The following is a 26,619-nucleotide window of genomic DNA, read 5'->3' as shown; positions in this document are numbered from 1 at the left end:
GAGAATGATGGTGCCAGTAGAGACTGTCAAGGCTCCTGTTCACCTTGAAAAAACAAGGGTGAAACGCACCCGGCACACTCAGGGAGCGGTTTCTCACGACCTCGTGGCAGGCAAACGGCCGCAAGCTGCCGCATAGGGGAATCGGAGCCCTGGGCAAGCGAGTTGCGTCCCCGCCTGCGGATACGCTGCAACGACGACGCGGAACTGCACGACGACGCAGGGCAGTAGACGCAGCGCCGCACGACGACGTAGATCCGCATGACGACGCAGAGCCGCACGACGACGTAGAGCCGCATGACGACGCAGAGCCGGAGGTCGCCTCGATGAGAAAACCCTCCCCATGTAGGGATCTGGGCGACAGCGCAGGGGAGGGGCAGCGATGAAACGCCCCACGCTCGAAGTGGTCGCCGCCCGTGCGGGAGTGTCGAAGTCGAGCGTCTCGCGCGTCATCAACGGCGAGACGACGGTCGCCCCGCAGATCCGGGACGTCGTCATGCGCGCTGTGCAGGAGCTGGGTTACGTGCCCAACGGGGCGGCGCGCAACCTCGTCAACGGCCGTACGGACACCCTCGCCGTGGTCGTCTCCGACCCGCCTCAGGGGGTCGTTTCCGACGACCCGCTCTTCTCCGCCGTGGTCCGCGCCGTGAGCAGGCAGCTCGAGGCCGCGGGCAAACGCCTTGTGCTCATGCTCGCCGAATCGGACCAGAGCCGGACCAGAGTGGAGCAGTACATCGCCGGCGGGCACGTGGACGGCGTACTGCTCGTCGCGCTGCACGGCACGGACCCGCTGCCGGCCGCACTGGCCAGGCAGGGCCTGCCGGTCGTCTCCTTCAACCGCACGTCCGCACAGGGGGTGCCGTACGTGGCCCTCGACAACGCCGGTGGCGCGACACTGGCGGTACGTCACCTCCTGGAGCGCGGGCGGCGCCGCATCGCCACCATCACCGGGCCACTTGAGCTCTACGAGGCGCGCGAACGCCTCGAGGGCTACCGCCGGACGCTGCGCGACACCGGGCGCCGCTCGATCGTGGCACTGGGCGACTTCACCAGAGCCTCAGGCGCCGAAGCCATGCGTGAGCTCTTGGCGGACGATCCCGACCTGGACGCGGTGTTCGCGGCCAATGACCTGATGGCGATCGGGGCCCTGCGCACCCTCCACCAAGCTGGACGACGGGTCCCCGACGACGTGGCCGTCGTCGGCTTCGACGACATCGAAGCAGCGGCCTACACCACCCCCGCGCTCACCTCCGTACGCAGCCCCATGGCAGACCAGGCGACCGCCGCCGTCGACCTCCTCCTCGGCCTCATAGAGGGCGGACCGACGGATCCGGTGATCATGCCGAACGAACTTGTGGTGCGTGAATCGGCCTGAGGGGAGGGGGGCGTTGGGGCGCCTCGCTGATCCGCCGTGCCGGTGATTCGGGCCAAACCGCCCTGCTCGACGCGCTATTGTTCCGCCAGGCCTCTTCTCAAGCTTCCGGTCCGGGCCCTTGGGCCACGGACCGAGAAACTGAGAGGGGAACTCTCTTGGAGAACAAGCACAACCTGTGGCCCCGCGTTCGTCGCTTGGCCGCGAAGGTCGTTCCAGGCGTCGTGTCGGGCGTACTCGTCCAACTCATCCTCGCCTTGCTCGGCCTCAACTGAGAAGGGGCCAGGGGGAACCACCCGGGGAGTACACCGGGCCCCGCCTTTCCCTGCCGCCCGGGTGCCGCCGACGGCCCTCTCCAGATGCCGCGCACCGCCCGAGGGTGCTCGGCGGGCTCGCCGTGACCGGCGCGAGGGAGTCCTGAGCGGTACCTGCGACTGCGTCCTCGGCCCCCTGGAGCCCGGCCTGTCCTCCACGGACGCCGACGCCGACGCCGACGCCGAGGACCAGGCCCTCGGGTGTGCCGATCACACCGCCGACGTCGTGCGGTGAGACGTCCGGCCGAAGGTCATGATCCTCGCGAACGAGGTGCCGGGCGCCGACCTGACCCGCGTGGACGTGCGCTGCGCCGGCAGATCCGCCCTCACGCCGTCGCCTGCCACGCCGACCTGTGGGGTACTGGCACCGTCGGCGGACCCGGCTCTGGGCGCACCGAGCCCGCGTACGCCCTGCTGGCCGACGGCGTCGCCCTCCACGAGCAGCGCACGGGCGCCGACGCCATGCCTCCCAGGAGACCCACCGTGGCTGACACCGCCCTGAGCGCCCGGTTGCCTCCAACACGCACCGACGATCGCAGCGTGGCGTGGCGTGGCGTGGCGTGGCGTGCGTGCGGGCCCGTCTCCCCGGCGGCCGCGGCCCGCGACCGGGTGGCGTCGGCAAGCCCCCCGGCGTGGTTGGGGATGCCTCAAGTGCCCGGACGACCGTGAGCAGGGGCTCTGGGGGGGCGCATTCTCGGCGACGGCGGGCGCCGGAGGGGTGCCAGATCGCCTGTCCGATCGCTGGCGGGTCCGCTGTGAGAGGGGCGAAGTCGATCTCCGAAGAATTTAATCGGCAACAGTTTCCTGATTGCGTGGGTGATAGCGCTGCTTCGGGGCATTCGGGAGAAGAAGGATCGGGTCACCCAGGAGGTAGGTCATGATCGCGCTCGGCATCATTCTGCTCATCGTCGGTTTCCTCACCGGCATATCCATCTTGTGGACCCTCGGCATCATTCTGGCCGTGGTCGGAGTCGCCTTCTGGATCATGGGATCCATGGGCCACGCGGTCGCCGGCCGACGCCACTATTGGTGACCGTAGCCCTTCAAGAACGCCGATAGTTGCCCCCGCACCGAACACCTTCGGTGCTGGGGGCATCGGGCGGTGAGAGGGCAGGTCTCGCCTGTTCCCCTGACGCGGCGACCGCGCCGTACCCGCCGGTCACGCGGCCCCGTGCGACGCGGCCGGGGACGGAGCTGCCTGGTCGTCCGGCCGCCATAGCCAGCGGAGGGCGTCGGGAAGCAGGACACCGCCGTGGTTGGGGCTGTGCCCGCCGTCGCCCATGACGAGGCGGAAGTCGTAACCGGCCTCCGCGAGCGCGGCCGCGACGCGCAGATTGGCGGCGAGCCAGTTCCCTTCGGGCTGGTTCCACCGCAGGTCGCGATGGCCCGCTTGCATGAAGACGCGCAGCGGCTTGCGCGGGACCCCGGGGATGAGGTCGGGGTATGGGTTGCCGCCTGGCATCTGCGTGAAGCTGGACAAGTATCCGATGACCCGCCGGAATTTGTCCGGGCGCAGCCAGGCCGCGGTAAAGGAACAATTACCGCCACTACTGCCACCACAGAGGCCCCATCGATCGGGGTCCTCGGCGATCGAGTAGCGCCTCGTGACCACAGGAATGATCTCCGTAAGGAGAAAACTGACGTACCGATCGTCGTAGGCGTCGTACTCGGTGTTGCGGTTCTTCGAATTCTCGGCACCCGGAAAGACACCCGGGTCGACAAAAACTCCGATGGTGACCGGGATGTCACCGCCGTGGACGAGGTTGTCGAGAACGACGGCGCCGCGCACCTCCCCTTCGGGGTCCAGGTACCACCAACCGTCCTGGAACACCATCAGCGACGCCGGCTCCGAGGGGTCGTACCGCGCGGGCACATGCACCCAGAACCTCCGTGACGTCCCCGGATAGACCGCGCTGTCGTTCCAGTCGAACTCGATCGTCTTACCGGCCGGTACGCCTGGCTGAACGGCGGAGTCGGGGCCATGGGCGTAGCGCACGTCCGACTGCTGGATCGGCAGCGACTGGTAGGGCACCTCGATCGTCACGCGGGCCAACCTAGGAGAGATCACGAACGCCCTCAAAGGGTTTGTGACTGCCTCACACGGCCTGACCCCTGCACCCGGGCCCCCTCCTGCCGGGAGTCCTCCCGCGCGACGGGCACTGACCGGCGAACCGATGAGCGGCGCGGCCGGCCCCATCGCCCCTCACCCGAAGTACGTACGTCCCTCTCGGCTGTCGCGGGCCCTGAGCCGGGCCGCGGTCCTGGGCCGAGCCGCGTGTGGCGCGAGTCGGCGAAGTGGTGCTCAACAGCGATAGGCGACTGTTGCGGTCTCGGTGAAGGATCCGGATCAATGGGTTGGTGTCGCCCGTGTTCCACACTGCTACCACTCGACTCGGCGCCATGTCGGTCAGCGGCACCACGGCCAACTCCGTGGGCAGGTCGTGTCCGAGCGGGGCCAGGCCGACCGTGCTGTTCCATAAAGCGGCCTGGAGGCATTCCTGGACGGCGCGCACCACGGGGCCCTCGCGCGGCGTGGCGCCGTTCCAGTACGACCGCCAGACGGGGTTGGTGCCCTCAGGGAACTGAAACCAGCGGCGCTCGCTCAGGTCTGCCAGCCGCAGCTGGTTGCGGCGGGCCAGCGGGTCGTCGACGCGCAGGACCACGCCAACTTCCGAGACCTGCAGGACGTGTTGGCCGACGAGGGGCGGCTCACACCGCAGGTCGGCATCGACGCGATGAACCGCTACGCCACCGAACCCGCCTGACGCCGAGGCGGACCGCACGGTCGGGCGACTCCCCACCGTGCCGGCGCGGCGCCCGTTCCTTTCCGCCGATGTCCGATGGGTGGGCGGAAGCGCTCGACAATCGGTGGGCTGATCACGCACCGGAGCAGGTGGGTTGAGGGGCGGGGGCGCCGGCTGGTGAGCATCCGGGAGAAGGGACCGCGGGGTTGTGGGACGCCGCCGACGCTCGGTGGCGGAGGAAGGTCGATGTGTATCGGCGTTCATTGCCCGGACGGCGGGTGTTTGCCTTCGGCGCTAGCGGCAACGCGGAGTACATGAGTCAAACGAACAGCGGCACGAGTCAGAATTCCAACGCCAAGCAGAGTGCTTCTGCCAAGGCCCGGCAGGCCACGGCGAAGGCAACTGCCCCGGCGTCGCAGGCGGCAGACAAGGCAGCCGCCAAGTCCGGTGACGCGGCCTCGACAGCCGCGGACACGGCCGAGCGTACGGCCGGAACGGGCACGGCCATCGTCAACAGCACCGCCGAGCGCGTCCAAGCCGGCCGTCAGGCCGTCATCGACGCCTCGGGGCAGGCCGCGGCCTTCGCCAAGACGACCTGGACGGTGATCGCGAACCGAAAGGTCGTGGCCGCCGGTGTGGGTGCGGGCCTGTCGGTGCTGGGTGCCACGTCGTACCTGGCGGGGCGCCGCGCGGGTCGCCGTACGTATGGTCCGATCACGCGTCTGACCGGCGGACGGATCTGAGGCCAGAGGTCACCGGAGCGGCCCCGCCACCAGGCGGGGCCGCTCCGGTTTTCACTGCTCGGCGGAACGGCCGCCCGCGTGCGGCTGGTTGGGCCGGCGCGACAGGCGGATTCCGAGCCTGCTCCGTCTCCGCGAGGAGGATGCCCGGCGCGCGCTCTGTGGTGACACCAGCGCGAGTCCACCGACGGGATCATCAGTCGACGCCGCATCCCTCGGCCGACGGACGGCTTCCCGTGGACGGGTCGGGCGCTAGCTCGAAGTGGACACGTGCGGGGAGCGGAGTACGAGCAGAGTGATCTCGCTGGGGGCGAACACACGGAACGGCGGGCCCCAGAAGCCCGTGCCTCGGCTCGTGTAGAGCAGGGTGCGGGAGCCGTGCCGGGTGAGGCCGGCGAGGGCGGGCTGGTCGATGCGTACGAGGTGATGGAAGGGCCAGATCTGGCCGCCGTGGGTGTGGCCGGAGAGCTGGAGGTCGACACCGGCGGCCGCTGCCCGGTCGATGAACTTGGGCTGGTGTGCCAGGAGCAGGACGGGCAGGTCGGGATCGGCGCCGTCCAGGGCTCCGGTGAGGTGGGCGCGGTGGCCCGGCAGTCCGGAGGACTCGGCGGTGACGTCGTCCACGCCGGCGACCACGAGGATGTCACCGCCGCGTTCGAGCAGCAGATGGCGGTTGCGCAGCGGCTCCCAGCCCAGCTCGTTCATCAGGTCGACCCAGCCCTGGGCCTCGCTGTAATACTCGTGGTTACCGGTGACGTACACCCGGGCCCGGGTGGCTCGTACGGTTCCCAGCGGCGCGGCCTGGGCGCGGCGGCGTTCGGCCGTACCGTCCGCGATGTCGCCGGTGTGGCAGACCAGGTCGGCCTCCAGGGTGTTCACCGTCTCGCACACCCGCGCGGACCAGCGGGCGCGATCGAGCGGGCCGTAGTGGGTGTCGGTGATGAGGGCGACGCGGAGACCGTCCAACCCGGCGCCCAGCCGGGGGAGTTGCACGTCGAGTCGACGCACGCGCGGCACCCGGCGGGCCTCCGCGTACCCCCAGACGAGCAGCACTGCGGTGACGCCGAGGACGGCCCAAGTGACGACGCGGGCCCGGTCCTGACTCTCGCCGACACCGGCCACGGCCAGGGCGAGCCGCAGAAAGACGCCGAGCAGCACGGACCAGGTGAACAGGACCCAGCTCGAGCCCAGCAGGGTGTCGCCGACGATCGCTGCCCCGTCCTGCTGACGCCGACCGTGGCCGCGCATCATCGCGACCGGCATGCCGGCGAGTCCGAGGACGAACAGGGCGGTGCCGATCAGCGTGACGGGCAGGGGCCAGTGCTGGCCGGTGTACAGGAGCACCCAGCAGGGCACCGTCCAGAGCAGTACGGGGGCGACCAGAGGGATGTAGCGCATCAGGCGGTGCAGCCGGCTCGGCTGCCGCGGGGCGTGCGCCTCGTTGTCGGCGGGTCGGGTGTCGCTGGTGTCGGTCACGCTTGCCCTCTCTGACCGGTCTACCGTCTCGCGCACTGTATCCGGTCCCCCTCGGACCGGACCGAGCGGCGTTCCTGGGCGGCGGGCCCCGGACCGGCGCCGTACTCCGCGACCGTCGGCATCGACGAACCGTCCGCACATGCGCTCCCGGCGGTGATGCCGCCGGTGCCCGCCCTTCACCTTCCCGCGCTCACCTCGACGCGCTGATGCGGAGCCTGAGCGTGTGGGCCTCGGGGCGCAGGGCGAAGTCCGGCCAGACGTCCGGGCCGCAGGCACGCGAGCCCAGGCCGTGCTGGGCGGCGTCGATGTGGAGGTGGGTGGTGGTGGAGTCGGGGAGTTCGAAGGGGTGGTCGGCCGCGGCGATCTCCTGCGGGGTGTGGCGGCTGAGGACGAACCCGGGACGGCGGCCGCGGGTGTCGGGGAGGGCCACGACGCGCAGGACCTCGGTGCCGCCGCTGGTCAGGGACAACTCGCGCAGTCGGGAGCGGTGTCCCGTCTCCTGGGGGCGCGCGTAGTCGACCGAGAGGCCGCGCACGGAGGAGGAGAAGCGGCCCGTCAGTGCCGCGCGCAGACTGTCGGGGTACGACTCCAGCGGGCCGAGACCGAACCACTCGGCGCCGTCGACGGGTGCGGTGCCGTCAGGCAGGTCGAGACGGATGCCGACGCGCGGCCACACGGTCCGCCAGCCGCGGGAGGGCTGGATCTCCACGCGCAGTTCCAGTTCACCCGCGTCGAGTGTCCAGGTCGACTCCACCATCACGAACAGGGCGGAGTCCGCCGCGGACACCTTGTCGACGGTGCGCAGGGCGTCCTCGGCACGTTCGGTGCTCACGCGGCGTGTGGTCAGCCGGTGCAGGCCCTCCCGTCGCCACAGCTCGGCGTTGGAGATGCCCGGGACGGCCGCGTCGGTGTGGTCGACCTCGTCGGAGGCGGCCTCGTCGTTGTCGGTCGGCGCACGGAACAGCTCCAGCCGGGGGCCCGACACGGCACGGTCGGCGAGCCGCACCAGGCAACCGTCGGCGAACTCGGCGATCCCCAGGGCGAGGGTCCCGGTGCAAGGCCGCCAGTCCGGCTCTGGGCGTAGGGCGGGGACGGGACGGTGGACCGAGCGGTCCAGCTGGGCGGTCGCGACGACGTGACCCTCCGGCGCCCAGGCGGTCCCCGTGGCCAGCACCGCATCGATGGTGAGCCACGTCTCGGCGTCCGGGGCCACGGCGACCGGCGGCATCGGCACCCACTCCGAGGCGCCCGCGGCGACGACCGGGGCGTCCAACTCGCCCTGCTCGACGAGGATTCCGTCGTGCTCGACGCGCCAGCGGAACCGCAGGTCCGAGGTGTCGGCCGAGTGCCGCAGGTTGGTGACGGCGACCTTGTGGCCGTCGAAGGAGAAGGCGAGGGGCTGCACGACCGCCTTGAACTCGTACAGACTCGGCGTCGGGACGTCGTCGCTGAGGACCATGCCGTCCATCACGAAGTTGCCGTCGTGCACGACCTCCCCGAAGTCGCCTCCGTAGGCGTAGTACGGCGTGCCGTCCGCCGCCTCGGCCAGGATGCCGTGGTCGCGCCACTCCCACACGAAACCGCCGTGCAGGCGGGGGTGTTCGCGGACCAGCGCCTCGTACTGGTCGAACCCGCCCGGGCCGTTGCCCATCGCGTGGGCGTACTCGCACAACAGGAACGGCTTCGTGCGCTGCCGTGCGCCCTGCGCGGGCGTGCAGTTGAACAGCGGCGCGCGGGAACCGTCGGTGCCGATCTCCTTGGTCTCCGGCACGGAGGAGTACATACGGGAGTAGACGTCGGTGTACTCGCCGGTGTGGTCGCCCTCGTAGTGCACGGGGCGTCCGGCGTCGCGGGCGTGGACCCAGGAGGACATGGCGGCCAGGTTGCTGCCGGTGCCCGCCTCGTTGCCGAGCGACCACATGACGATGCTGGGATGGTTCTTGTCCCGCTCCACCGTGCGGCGGATGCGGTCGAGGTACGCCTCGCGCCACGCGGGGTCGTCGCTGGGGTTGCCCGCCCAGTCGATCTTCTCGAAGCCGTGCGTCTCCAGGTCGCATTCGAGGATGACCCAGAAGCCGAGCTCGTCGGCGAGGTCGAGGAGCCGCGGGTGCGGCGGGTAGTGGCTGGTGCGGAGGGCGTTGACGTTGAACCGCTTCATCAGGGCGAGATCCTCGCGCGCGTGCTCCTCGTCGAAGACACGGCCGCGCTCGGGATGCGTCTCGTGGCGGTTCACCCCGTGGAAGACCACGCGGCGGCCGTTGACCAGGAACTGATCGCCCCGGATCTCGACCGTACGGAAGCCCACGCGCAGGGCGATGCTCTCCGCCGCGTTGGACACCGTCGCCTCGTACAGGCGGGGAAGCTCCGCCGACCAGGGTTCGACCTCGGCGAGGTCGAAGCCGGTGACGTCGGCGGGCGTCGCCCAGACCCGCTCGATGCCGAGTTCGGGGATGCGCAGCGTCACGGGGAACGCCGCGGGGTCGGCGACGATCTCGGGGTCGATGTGCCCGCGGCCGGTGTCGTACCCGGTCCGCAGCCAGACGTCCTCGATGCCCGCGGCCGGGCGGGCCAGGAGGGTGACGTCCCGGAAGATGCCGGGCAGCCACCACTGGTCCTGGTCCTCGACGTAGCTGGCCGCCGACCACTGGTGCACTCGTACGGCGACGACGTTGCCGCCCGGACGCACCGCGGAGGTCACGTCGAACTCGTGCGCGAGCCGGCTGCCGCTGGCGCTGCCGATCTCGGTCCCGTTCACCCACACCCGGAACAGCGACTCGACCCCGTCGAAGCGCAGCACGATCCGTTCGGCGCCGGACCAGTCGGCGGGCAGTTCGAAGGAGCGGCGGTAGTCGCCGGTGGGGTTCTCGTCGGGGACGTGGGGCGGGTCGATCGGGAACGGGAACTGGACGTTGGTGTAGATCGGCCGTCCGTAGGCACCGTCGCCCTCGAGCACCCAGTGCGACGGGACGGTCAGGTCGTCCCAACCGTGATCGTCGAAGTCCGTGGCGGCGAAGTCCTCCGTGACGGCCGCCGTGGGGGACAGGCGGAACCGCCAGGAGCCGTTCAGCGACAGGGAGGGGGCGTCGGAGTGCAGCCAGGAGCGTGCCGGGCGGAGCGCGCCGCGCGCTGGGGTGATGTCAGAAACGTGAGCGGAGAGCTGGGAAGGCAACAGTCACATCTTTCTGCTGGTCACGGTGTTCTGTGAGGGGGAAGCGGCCGGTCAGGCGGTCGTCTGAGGCGGATCGGTCCGGGTCCTCCGAGAACTACGGCGGCGGGTGGCGAGGCGGTTGGAAGTGCGGTCCGTGAGCGGTAACGTGAGCGCTCACGGGAGCTGACCGATGTGGAGTCTGCGCCCATGTCCGGACAAGTGTCAAGGTGCCGGAGTCGTTGCGAGGGACAGAGGTGAGACATGACGTCGTCGGCGCACGGTCCACGCAGAGTGACCATCGACGACGTGGCCCGGGCCGCCGGAGTATCGCGGCAGACCGTGTCACGGGCGCTGAACGACAAGGGCGAGATCGACGCCACCACCAAGCAGCGCGTCCTAGACCTCGCCCGGGAGCTGGGCTACCGGCCGAGCCGCTTCGCCCGAGGCCTCGTACGGCAGGACTCCACCAGCGTCGGCCTGGTGATCCCCGACCTGCTCAACCCCTTCTTCACCGAGGTCGCCGCCTCAGCACTGGAAGCCGCACGCAAGCGCGGCTGGCACGTCGTCATCTACGACACCGGCGACAACGCGGACGAGGAGCGCGGCACCCTCGAAGCCATGGCCACGCAGGTCGACGCCGTCGTGGGCTATCTGACCCTGCCGGAGGACGAGATCGACCAGCTGACCCGCGGGCTCCCCGTCGTCCTCATCGACCGTGAACACCGCGGCGAGCGGTTCAACGCGATCAGGATCGACGGCGAGGCGGGCGTCCACGCCGCGATCAGACATCTGGCCGGCCAGGGACACCGGCGCATTGGCATGCTCGACCACGCGGCCCGCTCGGAGCCGAGCATCCGACACCGCTGGTTCGCCGACGCCATGACCGCCTGCGGCCTCGCCCCCACGGCGGTCAGCCATGCCGAGCAGACCATCGAGGGCGGACAGAGCGCACTGCGCGAGCTGCTCGCCGCTCACCCCGACGTCACGGCCGTGTTCACGTTCAATGACATCATCGCCATCGGCGCACTGCGCGCCGCGCGGCAGCTCGGTCGCGGGGTCCCGCAGGACCTGGCCGTGATCGGCTTCGACGGCCTCCAACTCGGCACGCTGGTGGAGCCCGCGCTGACCACGGTCGCTCTGGACACCCGCGAACTCGGCGTGCTCATCGTCGAACAGGCCGGCCGGCTGCTGGCCCGCAGCGGACCACTCAGCCACGAGGCGGCGACGGTCCGGGCCGAACTGCGACTGGGCCGGTCCACCTGACCGGGGCGCGTTCGGCCTGGCGGGCTCAACAGCCGTGCGTTCGGGGGCCGGTGGTTCAGGCCGTGGGGGTGTCGTCCGCGCCGTCGACCGGTTCGACACCCGCGTCCCGCGCCATGGCGAGGAAACGCCGGACAACCTCCACCGGCATGTCCAGTCCCTCGGACGCGGACTGCTCGTCACCGAAGACGCGGACCGCCTCGGTCACGGCTACGGCCAGTTCGGACTCGGCCTTGCGGACCTTGACCTCGGCCTTGTCCACCAAGTCGACCGCCAGCAACTGGCGGCGCTGCTTCTCCTGAAGCCGCTGCTTGCGGGAAAGGGCCTTTTCGGGGTTCTGCACTGTCATGACCAAGATCATAGTGACTCGCGGCACGCCCTTTGTCCCGGCAACTCGCGACTGGCGGAGCGCCGTTGGAGCCGTCTGGCTCTGGACGTACGCGGCTTCGACTGACCTGACCGCGTCCTCGGTCTGCTCGGAGGACCGGAGCACGCGGCGCGGGGGTGGACGCTCGGATGTGGACGCTAGTGCCGAGCGTAGGCAAGGGAGTTGGATTGGGGGCGCCCGTTCCAGGGGAGTTGGCCACGGGCGGACCTCCGGCCGCCGGTCAAGGAGTGCGCGTCGGCACGGCGGTCAGCAAGCTGTTGGCGACGTCCTGAAGGGCCTGGTTCAGTTCGTCCTCGGGCAGGTCGCCGCAGATCTTGCGGCCCTCGGTGAAGTCGACGCCGCCCCCGGTTCTGCGCAGCTCGGGCGTGAGCCAGGCCCGGCATTCGGATGTGAGGCCCGTGGTGGGGGTGGCTTGCGGCAGAGTTCCGTCGAGGGCCTCGCTGACCTGGTCGGCCATGAGTTCACCCGAGTACTTCTGGAGCGTTTCGGCGTCGACACCGTCGCACTGCGGGGGCCGGGCGGTGGGAGCGGCCGTCGCACCTGCCGCGATGGCGTCCCGGAGTTGCTCGCGCATGGCGATCTTGCAGGCGCCCGGATCGGCGTGCGTCTCGCTCCCTGGAGCGCCGGCGCACGCGGAGAGCACGACAGTGAGAACGAGGGCGGCGCAGGCGGTGGTGCGGGTCTTCATGATCCCCCCGGGGCAGTGATGTTGAGGGGCATCATGCGGCATGAGGGGTCGTCACGTACTGGTTCGACGACAACTCGAAGACCCGCACGCGTCGGCCGTGGCCGCGACCGACGATCTCACGGACCGGCCGCATCCCCAGTTTGGTCACGACCCGTTCGGAGGCGCCGTTGCCCACCTGAACGATGCTCACGATCCGCTCAAGACCCCGCTCCTCGAACCCGAACCGCACAGCGGCCGCAGCGGCTTCGGTGGCCAGCCCCTGCCCCCAGTGGGAACGCCCCAGCCGCCAGCCCACCTCGACCGCCGGTAGCACCTCCGGAAGGAAGTGGGGCACCGCGAGCCCGGTGAACCCGGCCAGCTCACCGGTGGCCCGGATCTCCACGGCGAACAGTCCGAAGCCCTCCGACTCCCACTCGCGCTCCCACGCCTGGATCCCGTCGCGCGTCTCCTGCTCGTCACGCACGCTGCCGTCACGAATCCACCGCATGACCTCGGGGTCGGCATTGACGGCAGCCATCGGCACGATGTCTTCCTCGCGCCAGCGACGCAGGATCAGCCGGGGCGTCTCAAGGGTGACCATCGAATCATTCTGGATCAACGACGGTTTCGGCACCACGCCCACGGCCGGGCAGTGAGCTGGAGCTCGGGCGCCTGTGTGCCGCGTCAAACAGGCGTAGGACGCATACCGGCCCACTCAGGAGTCCGCGAAGCTCAACACGGCGGTAGGCGCCGGTGGTTCGCACGATTCAAGCTCCCGCCGCTGCGGGGCGTCTCACTCGTTCGGGGTCACTAAACCGTGGACAAAGTCGGGGAATTGAGCCGAGGGCGCGAGAACCCGAGGGCGTACCGGAGGGAGTGCTCCAGGAGGGGCGCTCCCTCCACGCCCCGGCGCGCGAGGCCATTGCCCGGGGTCGGGCATCCTCGGCTGGAAGGCCGCCCTGCACGCCGGAACCGCCCGCCAGAGGTGCTCGTCCCCCCAACCGGGCAGTCTTGGGAGCGTCATTGCCAGGTGTCGGCCATGGGCACCTAGGCTCCCCGCATGCAGCAATCCGAGATCATGCGACGCGTCATCGGCATCCTGACCGAGGCCATGGAGATAAGGCGACAGGCAACCGAGAACCCGGACGTCGAAGTCGCACTCACCGGCGCCATCTCCAGCCTCCTCGCCGAGACCCTCCCTGAGATCAGCCTCCCGGCGGACGCGAGCCCGCAAGAGGCCGCGGACATCATCGTGAGGGCTCTGGGGCCCGCGATCGTGGCGCTCTCCACCTGCTTCTCCTACGCCTTCGTCCACCTGGGCGAGGTGCACGACGAGGGGCACCCCGAGACGTCGACGACCGATGTGCTGCGGTCCCTCTCCCTCCGGTTCTCACAGGGAGACGGCGCCTGACCCCACGGTCCCCGACCGCCGAGCGTGAGACGCCCGCCATCTGGGCGTGCCCACCGCGCTCGCGCTCGCCGGTCCCCCTGTCAACCGTTTGCGCGCAGAACGCCGGAGTTTGCGTTCGTAGACCAGTCGACTGATCGCCCTCGCGGCAGGTCCGCGGTGTGTGGCGGCAGGGGGCGGCCTTGCCTGGCTCGCGCCGCCCGAACGTCGTGGAGCCACGACATTTCCTTGCGTTCGAGGTGCCCCATCGTCACGGGCCCCCGGCGTCCGCTCTCGCTGTCCGCGCCGTTTCCGAAGCCCCTTGTCCCGCAGTTTCCTTTGCTGATTCCTCCGTCACTGCGCCCTGCCCGGCGGCCCCCTTCCGGTTTGCCGCAGCTATCGAAAGACACACCGCTGCGGGCCCTCGGTGTGAGCGAGTGCGGGGCGTGAGAGTGGCCTCCCGGCGGATTCGGTAGGGGAGGGCGGCAGGTCTCCCTTGCGTCATTGACGCCCAAGCGACACCGCATTGTCGAGCAATTACGAATCTGGCGCGCAATCTTGCGTGGGGTTGTCGACGGTGGTTGAGTGTGGCCCGCCCCACAACGCACCCGTACCGACGGTGGGGCCTCCTCCACGTCATGCCCGAAGGGGATCCACCCATGAGAGTTGCCCGGTTCCGTCGTACGCGCCGCGCCAGCGCGGTCGCCCTCGTCTCCGCCCTGACGCTGACCGCTCTGGCCGCCTGCGGCACCAGCAGCAGTGACAACGGGGACAACTCCGAGGGGAGCGGATCGAGCGACCCGTCCGCCCCGCTGGACCCCAAGACGAAGGTGACCCTCACCATCGACTGCATGCCCCCGACGGCGAAGGCGGCCGAGCTCAAGGAGTGGAAGGAGGACGTCGCCGAGTTCAACAAGACGTACCCGAACGTCACCATCGAGGGACGTTCCACGCCCGGTCAGTGCCTGGAGCCCGCGCGGTTCACGGCCATGCTCAAGGCCAAGTCGCAACCGGACGTCTTCTACACCTACTTCACCGACCTCGGCCAGGTCCTCTCCGAGGACGGCGCCGCCGACATCAGCGCCTATGTCAACGACAAGACGGTGCCGCTGCTCAAGGACATCGACCCCAACGTCCTCGGCCAGCTCAAGAAGGACGGCAAGCTCTACGGCCTGCCCACCAGCAACTACACGATGGGCCTGCTCATCAACCGCAAGCTGTTCAAGCAGGCCGGGCTCGACCCCGACAACCCCCCGCGCACCTGGGACGAGGTGCGTGAGGCGGCCAAGAAGATCGCCGGCCTCGGCGACGGTGTCGCTGGCTTCGGCGAGTACAGCGCCGGCAACACCGGCGGCTGGCACTTCACCGCGCAGATGTACAGCCGTGGTGGCGAGATGGTCGACGCCAGTGGCGAGAAGGCCGCCTTCAACGACGACATCGGCAAGCAGGTGGCCGAGAACCTCCACGCCATGCGGTGGGAGGACGACAGCATGGGCAAGACCCAGCTGCTGAAGTGGGGAGATCTGCAGAAGCAGATCGCCACCGACAAGCTCGGCATGTTCCTCGCCGCGCCCGACGACATCGCGTACATGGTCCAGCAACTGGGCGCCCAGTACGAGAACTTCGGCATGGGCCCGATCCCCGGAGAGCAGAGCACGCTCGCCGGCGGCAACAACTACATGATCAAGAAGGGCATCTCCGGCGACAAGATCAAGGCCGCGGTCGCCTGGCTGAACTTCAAGAACCTCACCGTCGGCAAGGGCCAGTTCGACTGGGAGCGGGCCAAGGCCGACAAGCTCCCCGTCGGTGTCCCGCAGCCCAACTTCTGGCTGAACGAGTCCAAGACCAAGGACGACGCGGCCCGCCAGGCCAACGCGACCATGCCGGTCGCCAACTTCAAGGCGTTCATGGACAACCCGGTCCCGGGCAAGGCCGAGCCGCCGAAGGCCCAGGAGGTCTACAAGGTCCTCGACAACGTCATGTCCGGCATCCTCACCAACAAGAACGCCGACATCGACAAGCTCCTGTCCACCGCCGAGTCGCAGGTCAACCAGGTCCTCGCCAACCAGTGACCGGCCGGGGCGGGGCGGCCCTTCCACGGCGGCCCCGCCCGGCAGCAGCAACGGCAGCACGTACGGCAGCACGTACGGCAGCACGTACGGCCGCCGATACGGCAGCCCAGTACCGAGGAGCGACGATGTCGGCCCCGAGCCTGACCCCGAGCAAGGCGGGACCTCCCCGCCCTCCCGAGCCGCGCACCGCGGGCCCGTCGGCCCCCGGCGGCTCCTTCGCCAGAAGCCTCAGGCGCAACCTGACGGCCCACGGCTTCCTCATCGGAGCCGTCCTCTGCTTCCTGGTGTTCTCCTGGTATCCGATGGTCCGGGAGTTCTTCCTCGCCTTCCAGAAGACCGAGAGCGGGCAGACGACCTGGGTCGGCTTCGACAACCTCGTCACCGTCTTCAACGACCCCGCCTTCTGGCAGGCCTGGCGCAACACACTGCTGTTCACCGTGCTCGCGCTGGTCCTCGGCTTCGCCGTGCCGTTCGTCGTCGCGGTGGTCATCAACGAGTTCCGGCACGGCCAGGGTTATCTGCGGCTGCTCGTCTACCTGCCCGTCATGCTGCCGCCCGTCGCCTCGGTCCTGCTCTTCAAGTACCTGTACGACCCCGGGTACGGGCTCCTCAACGAGCTGTTCGCCATCCTGCACCTGCCCGAGCAGCAGTGGCTCCAGGACCCCGACCTGTCCATGCTGTCCGTGGTCATCGCGTCCACCTGGATGAACATGGGCGGCGCCACCCTGATCTACCTCGCCGCGCTCCAGGGCGTGCCCGGCGAACTGTACGAGGCGGCGGAACTCGACGGCGCCGGTCTGCTGCGCAAGATCTGGCACGTCACCATCCCGCAGACCCGCCTCATCCTGTCCCTGATGCTGCTGATGCAGATCATCGCGACGATGCAGGTCTTCGTCGAACCCTTCCTCCTGACCGGCGGCGCCGGCCCCGAAGGCTCCACGACCACCGTCGTCTACCTCATCTACCAGTACGCCTTCAACTTCAACAACTACGGTGCCGCGGCGGCGCTCGGCCTGCTGCTCCTCGTACTGCTCGCCGGATTCTCGGCGCTGTACGTCAAGCTCAGCCGCGCCGAGGACAAGTAGGCCAGGGGAGTCCACCATGTCCACACGCACGCTCATCGCGCCGGCCGTCCTCGCCAAACGCAAGGGCAAGGCGCTGTACTGGACCGTCTTCGCCGTGGTCGTCGGCGGGTTCAGCCTGGTGTTCCTCGGGCCGCTCTACTGGCTGGTCTCCAGCGGCTTCAAGGACACCCAGGAGGTGGTCCAGACCCCGCCCACCCTGGTGCCCGGCAGCTTCACGCCGGAGAACTACAGCAGGGCCTGGGACGTCATGGATCTGTCCTCCCTGCTGTTCAACACGCTGTACTACGCGTTCGGCGCCCTCGCCTTCCAGCTCGTCCTCGACGTGGCGGCCGCCTACTCGCTGTCCAAGCTGCGTCCCGTCCTGGGCAAGGCGATCCTGGGCATGATGCTGGCCACGCTGATGATCCCGGCGACCGTGCTCGTCGTACCGCAGTACCTGACGGTGCTCGACGTGCCGATCGTGGAGCGCAACCTGCTCAACTCGCCCTGGGTGATCTGGTTGCCGTCCGTCACCAACGCGTTCAACATCTTCCTGCTGAAGCGCTTCTTCGACTCCATCCCGCAGGAGCTCCTGGACGCCGCCTCCATGGACGGGGCCGGCCCGATGCGGACGCTGCGCTCCATCGTGCTACCGATCTCGCGGCCCATCCTCGGCGTGGTGTCGATCTTCGCGGTCGTCGGAGTCTGGAAGGACTTCCTGTGGCCGATGCTCACGCTGCCCGACCCCGCCAGGCAGACGCTCAACGTCGGCATCTACTCGCTGTCCAACGGCGTCCCCGTCAACGTGCTGATCGCGGCGCTGACCATCGCCTCGATACCGACGCTGCTCATCTTCCTGGTCTTCCAGCGCAACATCATGAGCGGCCTGACCGCCGGCGGCCTCAAAGGCTGACGCCCACCGCACGGAACACCCCCCGATGAACTTCGCCGCCGCCCTGTCCATCCGCCCCGCAGCAACCGGGGCGACGGCGAGGAATCTTCCTGCCCGAAAGGAACCTCTGTGGCAGCCCCTCATGCGCCCCGCACCGACGACTGGTGGCGCGACGCCGTCATCTACCAGGTGTATCCACGCAGTTTCGCCGACGGCGACGGCGACGGCACCGGTGACCTCGCGGGCGTCCGGGCGAGACTGCCCTACCTCGCCGAACTGGGCGTCGACGCCGTCTGGTTCACCCCGTGGTACGCCTCACCGCTGGTCGACGGCGGCTACGACGTCGCCGACTACCGCACCATCGACCCCGCCTTCGGCACCCTCGCCGAAGCCGAGAAGTTGATCGCCGAGGCCGCGGCCCTCGGTATCCGCGCCATCGTCGACATCGTCCCCAACCACGTCTCCGACCAACACCCTTGGTTCCAGGCAGCGTTGGCTGCAGGGCCCGGCAGCGCCGAGCGGGAGCGGTTCCACTTCCGGCCCGGACGCGGTGAGCACGGTGAACTGCCCCCGAACAACTGGCCCTCCCAGTTCTCCGGACCCACCTGGACGCGCGTCCCGGACGGCGAGTGGTACCTGCACCTGTTCACCCCCGAACAGCCCGACCTCAACTGGGCCCATCCCGAGGTCCGCCAGGAGCACGAGGACGTCCTGCGCTTCTGGTTCGAGCGCGGTGTCGCCGGCGTCCGGATCGACTCCGCCGCGCTGCTCGCCAAGGACCCCGCGCTCGCCGACTTCGAGGAGGGCGTCGACCCCCACCCGTACATCGACCAGGACGAACTCCACGACGTCTACCGGTCCTGGCGCGCCGTCGCCGACGAGTACGGCGGGGTCTTCGTCGGTGAGGTGTGGCTGCCCGACGCCGAACGCTTCGCGCGCTACCTGCGCCCCGACGAACTGCACACCGCGTTCAACTTCAACTTCCTTTCCTGCCCCTGGGAGCCCGGCCGGCTGCGCCGCACGATCGACGACACCCTCGCCGAGCACGCCCCGGTCGGCGCGCCCGCCACGTGGGTGCTGTGCAACCACGACGTCACCCGCACCGTCACCCGCTACGGCCGCGAGGACACCGGCTTCGACTTCGCCACCAAGCGTTTCGGCACGCCCACCGATCTCGCTCTCGGGACCCGCCGCGCCCGGGCCGCCGCCCTGCTGACCCTCGCGCTGCCCGGCTCGGTCTACCTCTACCAGGGCGAGGAACTGGGCCTGCCCGAGGCGGACATCCCCGTCGACCGGATCCAGGACCCGATGCACTTCCGCTCCGGCGGTGTCGACCCCGGCCGCGACGGCTGCCGGGTGCCCCTGCCCTGGGAGGAGGCGGCCCCGGCGTACGGGTTCGGCGCGGGGGACGCCCCCTGGCTGCCGCAGCCCGAGAACTGGGCGCACTACGCCGTGGACCACCAGAGCGTCGACGCCTCCTCGATGCTCTCGCTCTACCGGCGGGCGCTGCGCATCCGCCGAGCCGAGCCGGGTCTCGGCGACGGGTCGATGCGGTGGCTGCCCGCCGGGGAAGGTGTGCTGGCCTTCGCCCGCCCCGGAGGAGTGGTCTGCGTGGTCAATCTGTCGGCCACGTCGGCCGGCCTTCCCCCGTACCGCGAGGTCCTGTTGGCCAGCGGGCCGCTCCGGGCCGACGGGACGCTGCCCTCGGACACGGCGGTGTGGCTGCGGGCAGCCGACGGCGCCTGACCCACGTTCCCTGCGCGCCCCGCCGTCCGCAACAGGTCGGCCGGGCGCGCAGGTTCCATCCGCCGGTTACCGCGGGGCGTGTCCCCGTGCCGGCAGGTTCCATCCGGCGGCTACCGAGGGGCGCGCCCCCGTGCCGGCAGGTTCCATGCGCCGACTACCGCGAGGCGCGCCCCCGTGCCTACGTCCCTGCCACCGGACCGCATCCACCGCCCCCGTACGACGTGCCTCGCCCTTCCCTCCGACAGAAGCGAGCCCCGATGTCTCCCAGACGCGTCCGCGCACACACCGGCGCCAGAGCCACCTCCCTGTTCTGCGTGCTTCTCGCTCTCGGACTGGCGGCCGACGGCATCGCCGCCGCGGCACCGGGCCGCACCTCCGACGCCACCGGCGTCCGTCCGGTCGTCACCCGGGCCGCACTGGATCCCGCACTGGTCGCCGGACGCGGCGCGGACGTGGACTTCGACGAGCAGGAAGCCGAGAACGTCACCACGGACGGAACCGTCATCGGACCCGACCGCACGCCGTACACCCTCGCCTCGGAGGCGTCCGGACGGAAGGCGGTCCGGCTCACGCCCGGTCAGTACGTCGAGTTCGTCCTGCCACGTGCCGCCAACGCCCTCACCGTGCGCTACAGCATCCCCGACGCCCCCGAAGGCGGCGGGATCACCGCGCCTCTCGACGTGAGCGTCGCCGGCCGGCACCGCGCCACGATGACACTCACGTCCCGGTACTCCTGGCTCTACAACCAGTACCCGTTCACCAACGACCCCCGCGCCGACCTGCTGCACCCCGACTGGTGGATCACCGAGTGCTCCTGCGTGCCCGCGGCCACCACACCCGCCCCGCGGATCGACAAGCCGTTCCGCCCCACCCACTTCTACGACGAGCAGCGCCTGCTCCTGAAACGCACCTACCGCGCGGGCGACCGGGTGCGCCTGACGGTGCCCGCGGGCAGCCGCGCCGCCTGGACCGTCGTGGACCTGCTCGACTCCCAGCTCGTCGCCCCGCCGAGGACCGTACGCGGGGGCGTCGACGTGCGGGCCTTCGGCGCGGACCCCACCGGCCGGAGGGACGCCGCGCCCGCCATCGAGCGGGCCATCGCCTTCGCCCGCCGCGCCCACCGGCCCGTCTATCTGCCGCCGGGCACCTTCCAGGTCAACCGGCACATCGAGGTCGACGACATCACCATCACCGGTGCGGGCAGCTGGCACACGGTCCTGAAGGGGCGCCAGGTCACCCTCGACACTCCCGCGCCCGACGGGTCCCGGCACACCGGCGTGGGCCTGTACGGCAAGAGCGCCGCGGACGGCGGCAGCCACCACGTGCACCTGTCCGGCTTCGCCGTCGAGGGTGACGTCCGCGACCGCGTCGACACCGACCAGGTCAACGCGATCGGCGGCGCCATGAGCGACTCCACCGTCAGCGGCCTGTATCTGCACCACACCAAGGTCGGGCTGTGGTTCGACGGGCCCATGGAGAACCTGCGGGTGCGCGACAACGTCATCGTTGACCAGATCGCCGACGCCCTGAACCTCCACACCGGCGTGACCCGCTCGCTCGTGCACGGCAACTTCATCCGCAACACCGGCGACGACGGCCTGGCGATGTGGTCGCAGACGACGGCCGACTCCGGCAACACCTTCTCCCGCAACACGGTGCAGTCCCCGACCCTCGCCAACGGCATCGCGATCTACGGCGGACGCGACAACACCGTCAGCGGCAACCTGGTCGCGGACCCGGTGCGCGAAGGCAGCGCGCTGCACGCGGGCGCGCGCTTCGGTGCCACACCGTTCGGCGGGTTCCTGCACTTCACCGACAACACCACGGTCCGCGCCGGCACCCTCGACCTCAACTGGCGGATCGGGCTGGGCGCCCTGTGGTTCTACGCCCTGGACCGCTCCATCGACGCCGACATCCGGGTCACGGGCGACCACTACCTCGACAGCACCCACAACGCGATCATGCTCGTCAGCGAGTACGGCGTGAAGGACCTCTACGACATCCCGTCGGTCCACTTCAAGGACATCCGCGTCGACGGCACCGGCAACTCGGTGCTCAGCGCCCGCACGAAGGGGTCCGCCACCTTCGAGAACGTGGACGCCCGCAACGTCGGCGCGGTCGGGGTGAACAACTGCGGTTCCTTCAACTTCCCGGCGTCCGGATCGGAGTTCGCGCTGACCGACCTCGGGGGCAACGACGGAGGCTGGCTCTCGGACTGGCTGCTGCCGAACACCATCACCTGTGACGACCGGCCGCCGGTGGTGGAGCCCCCGGCGCCGTCACCCTGGTGACGCGGTTACGTCCGGCACCGTCCCATGGCCCAGGCGGTCACCGGGGGAGGGGCTGTCCGGCCGGTGGGCTCCGGGTTGCAAGCGCCGCTGCGACGGGAGCCCGGGACGGCGCTGGTGGCGCCCCTCGGAGGTGGCAGGAAACCGGAATTTTCCGCAACTGGCTTGCGTATCTTGCGCTAGGCTTGCGTTCATGACGCGACGACTTGCTCAGGTGGCGAAGAAGGTTGGGGTCAGCGAGGCGACGGTCAGTCGTGTCCTCAACGGAAAGCCCGGGGTGTCCGAGGGGACCCGGCAGTCGGTCCTGACCGCCCTGGACGTGCTCGGGTATGAGCGGCCGACCCAGCTGCGCGGTGAGCGGGCCCGGCTCGTCGGCCTGGTCCTGCCCGAGCTGCAGAACCCGATCTTCCCCGCGTTCGCCGAGGTCATCGGCGGGGCGCTGGCCCAGCAGGGGCTGACCCCGGTGCTGTGCACGCAGACCCGAGGCGGCGTGTCCGAGGCGGACTACGTGGAGCTTCTGCTGCAGCAGCAGGTCTCCGGCGTCATCTTCGCCGGCGGTCTGTTCGCGCAGGCCGACGCCCCGCACGAGCACTACCACCAGCTCGCGGAGCGGAAGATCCCGGTGGTGCTGGTCAATGCCTCCATCGACGGACTGGACTTCCCGTGCGTCGCGTGCGACGACGCCGTCGCGGTCGAGCAGGCCTGGCGGCATCTGGCCTCTCTGGGGCACGAGAGGATCGGCCTGGTCCTGGGCCCGGAGGACCACATGCCGTCGCGCCGCAAGCTGGCGGCCGCCCGCCTGGCCGCCGACGCGGCGGGCACGGTCTGGGACGACGCCCTGGTCCAGCGGTCGATCTTCTCCCTGGAGGGCGGGCAGGCGGCCACCACCCGGCTGCTCGAGGCGGGGGTGACCGGCATCGTCTGCGCCAGCGACCCGCTCGCCCTGGGCGCCATCCGGGCAGCGCGTCGGCGGGGGCTGACCGTGCCGACGCAGGTGTCGGTCGTGGGCTTCGACGACTCGGCGTTCATGACGTGCACGGAACCGCCGCTGACCACGGTGCGCCAGCCCATCGAGGCGATGGGGCGCGCGGCGGTGGACCTGCTGTGCTCGCAGATCCAGGGGAGTACGGCGCACCCGGGCGAGCTTCTCTTCGAGCCCGAGCTGGTGGTGCGCGGCTCCACCGCGCCGCCGCCCGTCGAGTGACGGACTGATCCCGCGTCGCCTCTCGGCACCGGTGTCACCGCCTTTCCGGCGGTTGTGACACCGGTGCCGTTGTCGTTTCCACGGCATTCGACTGTCGTGAACCTGACGGAAGCGTTGACAAAGTCGTCACACTGGAGAAACCTGTCACCTCAGCGTTGCAAGTGAGTCACATAACTACTCAATAAATCGACTCAACGGCGCCATCCCTCATTGAAGTCCTGCTGGGCTCCAGGCGCGCGACCTCGGCACCCCCACTCCGGCCCCGGCGTGCGTCCCGCGCCCGCAGGCCCGATCCGAGAGGCGGCGCCGGGGTTCCCGCACCCTGCCCGGATCGCGGAGAGGCCACCATGAGACGCATCAACTTGAGCAGACGGCTGGGGGTCGGCCTGCTGCTCGCGGGTCTGACAGCCACCGGGCTGCTCCCCGCCCCGGCACACGCCGCGGCCCAGCCCAACCTCGCCCTGGGCAGAACGGCCACCGCCGGCGGAACCCTCGGCGGCTACCCGGCCGCCCACGTCACCGACGGAAGCCAGCAGACGTACTGGGAAGGGCCCACCGGCTCCTTCCCCCAGTGGGTACAGGTCGACCTCGGCGCGCAAGTCCCCCTGGACCGCGTCGCGTTGAAGCTGCCCACCGGCTGGGAGGCGCGCACCCAGTCGCTGTCCGTCCTCGGCAGCACCGACGGCGGCTCCTTCAGCACCCTCGCCGCCGGGCAGGGCCGCGCCTTCAACCCGTCCGCGGCGAACACCGTGAACATCGACCTGCCGGCCGCGACCGCCCGCTATGTGCGGGTGCAGGTTGCCTCCAACACCGGCTGGAACGCCGCCCAGTTGTCGGAACTGGAAGTCTTCGGCGAGGCCGGCCAGGAACCCGAGGAGCCGCCGGTCGAGGCGGGTGACCTCGCCCGGGGCAAGCCCGTCGAGGCCTCCTCGACGACCCAGAACTACATCGCCGCCAACGCCAACGACGGCAACATCGGCACCTATTGGGAGTCGGCGGGCTTCCCGGCGAACCTCACGGTGAAGCTCGGCTCCGACGCGGACGTCCAGGCCGTGCGCGTCAAGCTCAATCCCGACGCGGCCTGGGGACCGCGGACCCAGTCCATCGAGGTCCTCGGCCGCGCCACAGGAGTGTCCGGCTTCACCACCCTCAAAGCCCGCGGCGACTACTCCTTCAGCCCCTCTTCGGGCGGCAACAGCGTCCTCATCCCGGTCAGTGGCCGGGTGGCCGACGTACGGCTCGCCTTCTCCGCCAACACCGGCGCGCCCGGCGCCCAGATCGCCGAGATCGAGGTGCTCGGCACCGCCACCCCGCAGCCCGACCTCGTCGTCACCGACCTGACCTGGTCCCCGGCCACGCCGTCCGAGGCGGACACGGTGACGGTCAAGGCCACCGTCCGCAACGCCGGCACCGCCGCCGCGCCCGCGAGCGCGCTCGACGTCAGCGTCGAGGGCACCGTCGCCGGTTCCGCCTCCGTCGCGGCCCTCGCCGCGGGGCAGTCCGCCACGGTCGACGTGCCCGTGGGGAAGCGTCCGACGGGTTCCTACACCGTCTCCGCGGTCGTCGACCCGAGCGACACCGTCACCGAGTCCGACAACGGCAACAACAGCCGTACCGCGACGGCCAAGCTGACCGTCTCCCCGGCCCCGGGCCCGGACCTCCAGGTCACCGGCATCACCACCAACCCGTCCTCGCCCGCGGTCGGCGCCGACGTCTCCTTCACCGTCGCGGTCCGCAACCGCGGCACCAGCGGCGTTCCGGCGGGCAGCGTCACCCAGCTGACCGTCGGCGGCCAGACCCTCAAGGGCACGGCCGGCGCGATCGCCGCCGGCGCCACGGCCGAGGTGGCGATCAGCGGGACCTGGAAGGCCACCAGCGGCGGCGCGACCCTCACGGCCACCGCGGACGCCACCGGCACGGTCACGGAGACCAACGAGAACAACAACGTCTTCGCCCGCTCCATCGTCGTCGGGCGCGGAGCCGCCGTGCCGTACACCGAGTACGAGGCGGAGACCGGTCGCTACCGGGGCACCCTGCTGACCGCCGACAGCAAGCGGACCTTCGGCCACACCAACTTCGCCACCGAGTCCTCGGGCCGCGAGTCCGTACGCCTCGACACCACCGGCGACTACGTGGAGTTCACCTCCACCAACGCCGCCAACTCCCTCGTCGTACGCAACTCCATCCCCGACGCCGCGGGCGGCGGCGGCCGGGAGGCGACCATCAGCCTCTACGCCGACGGGACGTTCGTCCGCAAGCTGACCCTGTCCTCCAAGCACAGCTGGCTCTACGGCAGCACGGACGAACCCGAGGGCCTGACGAACCGCCCCGGCGGCGACGCCCGCCGACTGTTCGACGAGGCGCAGGCGCTGCTGACCACGAGCTACCCCGCCGGCACCACCTTCCGTCTCCAGCGCGACGCGGGGGACAGCGCCGCCTACTACGTCCTGGACCTGATCGACCTGGAACAGGTGGCGCCGCCCGCCTCCAAGCCGGCCGAGTGCACCTCCATCACCGCCTACGGCGCCGTGCCCAACGACGGCATCGACGACACCGACGCCCTCCAGCGGGCCGTCACCGCCGACCAGAAGGGAGACATCGCCTGCGTGTGGATCCCCGCCGGGCAGTGGCGCCAGGAGCAGAAGATCCTCACCGACGACCCCCTCAACCGCGGGCAGTACAACCAGGTCGGCATCCGTGACGTGACCATCCGCGGCGCCGGCATGTGGCACTCGCAGCTGTACACGCTGACCGCGCCGCAGGACGCGGGCGGCATCAACCACCCGCACGAGGGCAACTTCGGCTTCGACATCGACGACAACACCAAGATCTCCGACCTCGCGATCTTCGGCTCCGGCACCATCCGGGGCGGCGACGGCAACGCCGAGGGCGGCGTCGGCCTCAACGGCCGCTTCGGCAAGAACACGAAGATCAGCAACGTGTGGATCGAGCACGCCAACGTCGGCGTCTGGGTCGGCCGCGACTACTCCAACATCCCCGAGCTGTGGAACCCCGGCGACGGGCTGGAGTTCACCGGCATGCGGGTGCGCGACACCTACGCCGACGGCATCAACTTCGCCAACGGCACCCGCAACTCGACCGTGTACAACTCCTCCTTCCGCAACACCGGGGACGACGCGCTCGCCGTCTGGGCCAGCAAGTACGTCAAGGACACCTCGGTCGACGTCGGCCACGACAACCACTTCCGCAACAACACCGTCCAACTGCCCTGGCGCGCCAACGGCATCGCCGTGTACGGCGGTTACGGCAACACGATCGAGAACAACGTCGTGGCCGACACGATGAACTACCCCGGCATCATGCTGGCCACCGACCACGACCCGATCCCGTTCTCCGGACAGACCCTCATCGCCAACAACGCGCTGCACCGCACCGGCGGGGCGTTCTGGAACGAGGACCAGGAGTTCGGCGCCATCACGCTGTTCGCGCAGGGGCCGGACATCCCCGGCGTGACCATCCGCGACACCGACATCCACGATTCGACCTACGACGGGATCCAGTTCAAGACCGGGGGCGGCGCGATGCCGGGTGTGAAGGTGAGCGACGTCCGTATCGACACGTCACTCAACGGCTGCGGTGTCCTCGCCATGGGCGGGGCCCGCGGCAGCGCGACCCTGACCGGTGTGACCATCACGGGTTCGGCGGAGGGCGATGTCTGTGTCGAGCCGGGCTCCCAGTTCGTGATCAACCGCAACTGACCGACCGGGGTGACCGGTTCGGCGGCCCGCTCCACGCGGGTCGCCGAACCGGAATGGCGTCATGAACGGACGCCCCTCCCGAGCCGCGACCCGCATCCCCGACCCGCATCCCCGACCCGCACCCCCGACCCGCACCCCCGA

At 70.1% G+C, this 26,619-nt stretch carries 19 protein-coding genes and 1 pseudogene; 13 read left to right on the top strand and 7 right to left on the bottom strand.

The genetic code is table 11. The annotated features are described in order from the left end of the window. The first annotated feature begins 379 nt into the window (after positions 1-379). The 3 genes from ACZ56U_RS24390 to ACZ56U_RS24380 all read left to right on the top strand — a co-directional run bounded on the left by ACZ56U_RS24390 (position 380) and on the right by ACZ56U_RS24380 (position 2,716). Positions 380-1,372 carry a LacI family DNA-binding transcriptional regulator gene (locus ACZ56U_RS24390; RefSeq protein WP_469086104.1) on the top strand — a complete coding sequence of 331 codons (993 nt, stop codon included), beginning with the start codon at positions 380-382 and terminating at the stop codon, positions 1,370-1,372. A 333-nt stretch (positions 1,373-1,705) separates the two neighbouring features. Continuing rightward, on the top strand, positions 1,706-1,918 hold the full coding sequence (locus ACZ56U_RS24385; RefSeq protein ID WP_469086103.1) for a hypothetical protein: 213 nt from the start codon (positions 1,706-1,708) through the stop codon (positions 1,916-1,918). A gap of 642 nt (positions 1,919-2,560) precedes the next feature. Further along, positions 2,561-2,716 carry a DUF6131 family protein gene (locus tag ACZ56U_RS24380; protein ID WP_391232167.1) on the top strand — a complete coding sequence of 52 codons (156 nt, stop codon included), beginning with the start codon at positions 2,561-2,563 and terminating at the stop codon, positions 2,714-2,716. 126 nt (positions 2,717-2,842) lie between these two features. On the opposite strand, the gene ACZ56U_RS24375 is transcribed toward ACZ56U_RS24380, so the two are convergent. Both ACZ56U_RS24375 and ACZ56U_RS24370 read right to left on the bottom strand, forming a co-directional pair. After that, on the bottom strand, positions 2,843-3,727 hold the full coding sequence (locus ACZ56U_RS24375) for an alpha/beta hydrolase (RefSeq protein ID WP_469086102.1): 885 nt from the start codon (positions 3,725-3,727) through the stop codon (positions 2,843-2,845). A gap of 258 nt (positions 3,728-3,985) precedes the next feature. After that, a pseudogene (locus tag ACZ56U_RS24370) lies at positions 3,986-4,367 on the bottom strand (LysR substrate-binding domain-containing protein); the annotation flags it as partial. A 374-nt stretch (positions 4,368-4,741) separates the two neighbouring features. On the opposite strand from ACZ56U_RS24370, the gene ACZ56U_RS24365 reads away from it, so the two are divergent. Continuing rightward, positions 4,742-5,170 carry a hypothetical protein gene (locus ACZ56U_RS24365; RefSeq protein WP_469086101.1) on the top strand — a complete coding sequence of 143 codons (429 nt, stop codon included), beginning with the start codon at positions 4,742-4,744 and terminating at the stop codon, positions 5,168-5,170. Between the two features lie 249 nt (positions 5,171-5,419). Here the strand turns inward: ACZ56U_RS24365 and ACZ56U_RS24360 are convergent, their stop codons facing one another. Both ACZ56U_RS24360 and ACZ56U_RS24355 read right to left on the bottom strand, forming a co-directional pair. Beyond that, positions 5,420-6,643, bottom strand: a complete 1,224-nt coding sequence (locus tag ACZ56U_RS24360; protein WP_469086100.1) for a metallophosphoesterase — start codon at positions 6,641-6,643, stop codon at positions 5,420-5,422. 190 nt (positions 6,644-6,833) lie between these two features. Continuing rightward, on the bottom strand, positions 6,834-9,815 hold the full coding sequence (locus ACZ56U_RS24355) for a glycoside hydrolase family 2 TIM barrel-domain containing protein (protein ID WP_469086134.1): 2,982 nt from the start codon (positions 9,813-9,815) through the stop codon (positions 6,834-6,836). 237 nt (positions 9,816-10,052) lie between these two features. Here ACZ56U_RS24355 and ACZ56U_RS24350 point away from each other — a divergent pair, with 237 nt between their 5' ends. Continuing rightward, positions 10,053-11,054, top strand: a complete 1,002-nt coding sequence (locus tag ACZ56U_RS24350; RefSeq protein WP_469086099.1) for a LacI family DNA-binding transcriptional regulator — start codon at positions 10,053-10,055, stop codon at positions 11,052-11,054. Positions 11,055-11,109: 55 nt separating this feature from the next. On the opposite strand, the gene ACZ56U_RS24345 is transcribed toward ACZ56U_RS24350, so the two are convergent. The 3 genes from ACZ56U_RS24345 to ACZ56U_RS24335 all read right to left on the bottom strand — a co-directional run bounded on the left by ACZ56U_RS24345 (position 11,110) and on the right by ACZ56U_RS24335 (position 12,707). Next, complete coding sequence (locus ACZ56U_RS24345) at positions 11,110-11,400, bottom strand: hypothetical protein (RefSeq protein ID WP_469086098.1); 291 nt, start codon at positions 11,398-11,400, stop codon at positions 11,110-11,112. 259 nt (positions 11,401-11,659) lie between these two features. Continuing rightward, entirely contained in the window at positions 11,660-12,127 is a 468-nt protein-coding gene (locus ACZ56U_RS24340) for a hypothetical protein (RefSeq protein ID WP_469086097.1), read from the bottom strand. Positions 12,128-12,158: 31 nt separating this feature from the next. Further along, entirely contained in the window at positions 12,159-12,707 is a 549-nt protein-coding gene (locus ACZ56U_RS24335) for a GNAT family N-acetyltransferase (RefSeq protein WP_469086133.1), read from the bottom strand. Between the two features lie 459 nt (positions 12,708-13,166). Between ACZ56U_RS24335 and ACZ56U_RS24330 the strand changes: the two genes are divergently transcribed. From ACZ56U_RS24330 to ACZ56U_RS24295, 8 genes are all read left to right on the top strand, one after another. After that, positions 13,167-13,517, top strand: a complete 351-nt coding sequence (locus ACZ56U_RS24330; protein WP_469086096.1) for a hypothetical protein — start codon at positions 13,167-13,169, stop codon at positions 13,515-13,517. Between the two features lie 635 nt (positions 13,518-14,152). Then, the gene (locus tag ACZ56U_RS24325) at positions 14,153-15,565 is read left to right on the top strand and encodes an ABC transporter substrate-binding protein (protein WP_469086095.1); all 1,413 of its coding nucleotides are present in this window, start codon (positions 14,153-14,155) and stop codon (positions 15,563-15,565) included. A 125-nt stretch (positions 15,566-15,690) separates the two neighbouring features. Then, positions 15,691-16,650 carry a carbohydrate ABC transporter permease gene (locus ACZ56U_RS24320; RefSeq protein WP_469086094.1) on the top strand — a complete coding sequence of 320 codons (960 nt, stop codon included), beginning with the start codon at positions 15,691-15,693 and terminating at the stop codon, positions 16,648-16,650. A gap of 16 nt (positions 16,651-16,666) precedes the next feature. Continuing rightward, the gene (locus ACZ56U_RS24315; RefSeq protein WP_469086093.1) at positions 16,667-17,542 is read left to right on the top strand and encodes a carbohydrate ABC transporter permease; all 876 of its coding nucleotides are present in this window, start codon (positions 16,667-16,669) and stop codon (positions 17,540-17,542) included. A gap of 108 nt (positions 17,543-17,650) precedes the next feature. Continuing rightward, positions 17,651-19,267, top strand: coding sequence for a glycoside hydrolase family 13 protein (locus tag ACZ56U_RS24310; RefSeq protein WP_469086092.1), 1,617 nt, complete (start codon positions 17,651-17,653; stop codon positions 19,265-19,267). Between the two features lie 257 nt (positions 19,268-19,524). Then, positions 19,525-21,558 carry a glycosyl hydrolase family 28-related protein gene (locus tag ACZ56U_RS24305; protein WP_469086091.1) on the top strand — a complete coding sequence of 678 codons (2,034 nt, stop codon included), beginning with the start codon at positions 19,525-19,527 and terminating at the stop codon, positions 21,556-21,558. Between the two features lie 190 nt (positions 21,559-21,748). Next, entirely contained in the window at positions 21,749-22,759 is a 1,011-nt protein-coding gene (locus ACZ56U_RS24300) for a LacI family DNA-binding transcriptional regulator (RefSeq protein WP_469086090.1), read from the top strand. A 347-nt stretch (positions 22,760-23,106) separates the two neighbouring features. Next, positions 23,107-26,478 carry a CARDB domain-containing protein gene (locus ACZ56U_RS24295; protein ID WP_469086089.1) on the top strand — a complete coding sequence of 1,124 codons (3,372 nt, stop codon included), beginning with the start codon at positions 23,107-23,109 and terminating at the stop codon, positions 26,476-26,478. Positions 26,479-26,619 lie beyond the last annotated feature (141 nt).

This window comes from Streptomyces sp. NPDC034103 (assembly GCF_055575395.1).
Note: the sequence above shows the minus strand (reverse complement) of the source record. Positions and strands in the feature narration are given on the sequence as shown.

Coding starts and splice junctions, on each gene's coding strand:
- ACZ56U_RS24390 (WP_469086104.1), top strand. CDS start 380: ATGAAACGCCCCACGCTCGAAGTGGTCGCCGCCCGTGCGGGAGTGTCG.
- ACZ56U_RS24330 (WP_469086096.1), top strand. CDS start 13,167: ATGCAGCAATCCGAGATCATGCGACGCGTCATCGGCATCCTGACCGAG.
- ACZ56U_RS24300 (WP_469086090.1), top strand. CDS start 21,749: ATGACGCGACGACTTGCTCAGGTGGCGAAGAAGGTTGGGGTCAGCGAG.
- ACZ56U_RS24340 (WP_469086097.1), bottom strand. CDS start 12,127: ATGAAGACCCGCACCACCGCCTGCGCCGCCCTCGTTCTCACTGTCGTG.
- ACZ56U_RS24315 (WP_469086093.1), top strand. CDS start 16,667: ATGTCCACACGCACGCTCATCGCGCCGGCCGTCCTCGCCAAACGCAAG.
- ACZ56U_RS24335 (WP_469086133.1), bottom strand. CDS start 12,707: ATGGTCACCCTTGAGACGCCCCGGCTGATCCTGCGTCGCTGGCGCGAG.
- ACZ56U_RS24345 (WP_469086098.1), bottom strand. CDS start 11,400: ATGACAGTGCAGAACCCCGAAAAGGCCCTTTCCCGCAAGCAGCGGCTT.
- ACZ56U_RS24325 (WP_469086095.1), top strand. CDS start 14,153: ATGAGAGTTGCCCGGTTCCGTCGTACGCGCCGCGCCAGCGCGGTCGCC.
- ACZ56U_RS24305 (WP_469086091.1), top strand. CDS start 19,525: ATGTCTCCCAGACGCGTCCGCGCACACACCGGCGCCAGAGCCACCTCC.
- ACZ56U_RS24320 (WP_469086094.1), top strand. CDS start 15,691: ATGTCGGCCCCGAGCCTGACCCCGAGCAAGGCGGGACCTCCCCGCCCT.
- ACZ56U_RS24350 (WP_469086099.1), top strand. CDS start 10,053: ATGACGTCGTCGGCGCACGGTCCACGCAGAGTGACCATCGACGACGTG.
- ACZ56U_RS24295 (WP_469086089.1), top strand. CDS start 23,107: ATGAGACGCATCAACTTGAGCAGACGGCTGGGGGTCGGCCTGCTGCTC.
- ACZ56U_RS24365 (WP_469086101.1), top strand. CDS start 4,742: ATGAGTCAAACGAACAGCGGCACGAGTCAGAATTCCAACGCCAAGCAG.
- ACZ56U_RS24380 (WP_391232167.1), top strand. CDS start 2,561: ATGATCGCGCTCGGCATCATTCTGCTCATCGTCGGTTTCCTCACCGGC.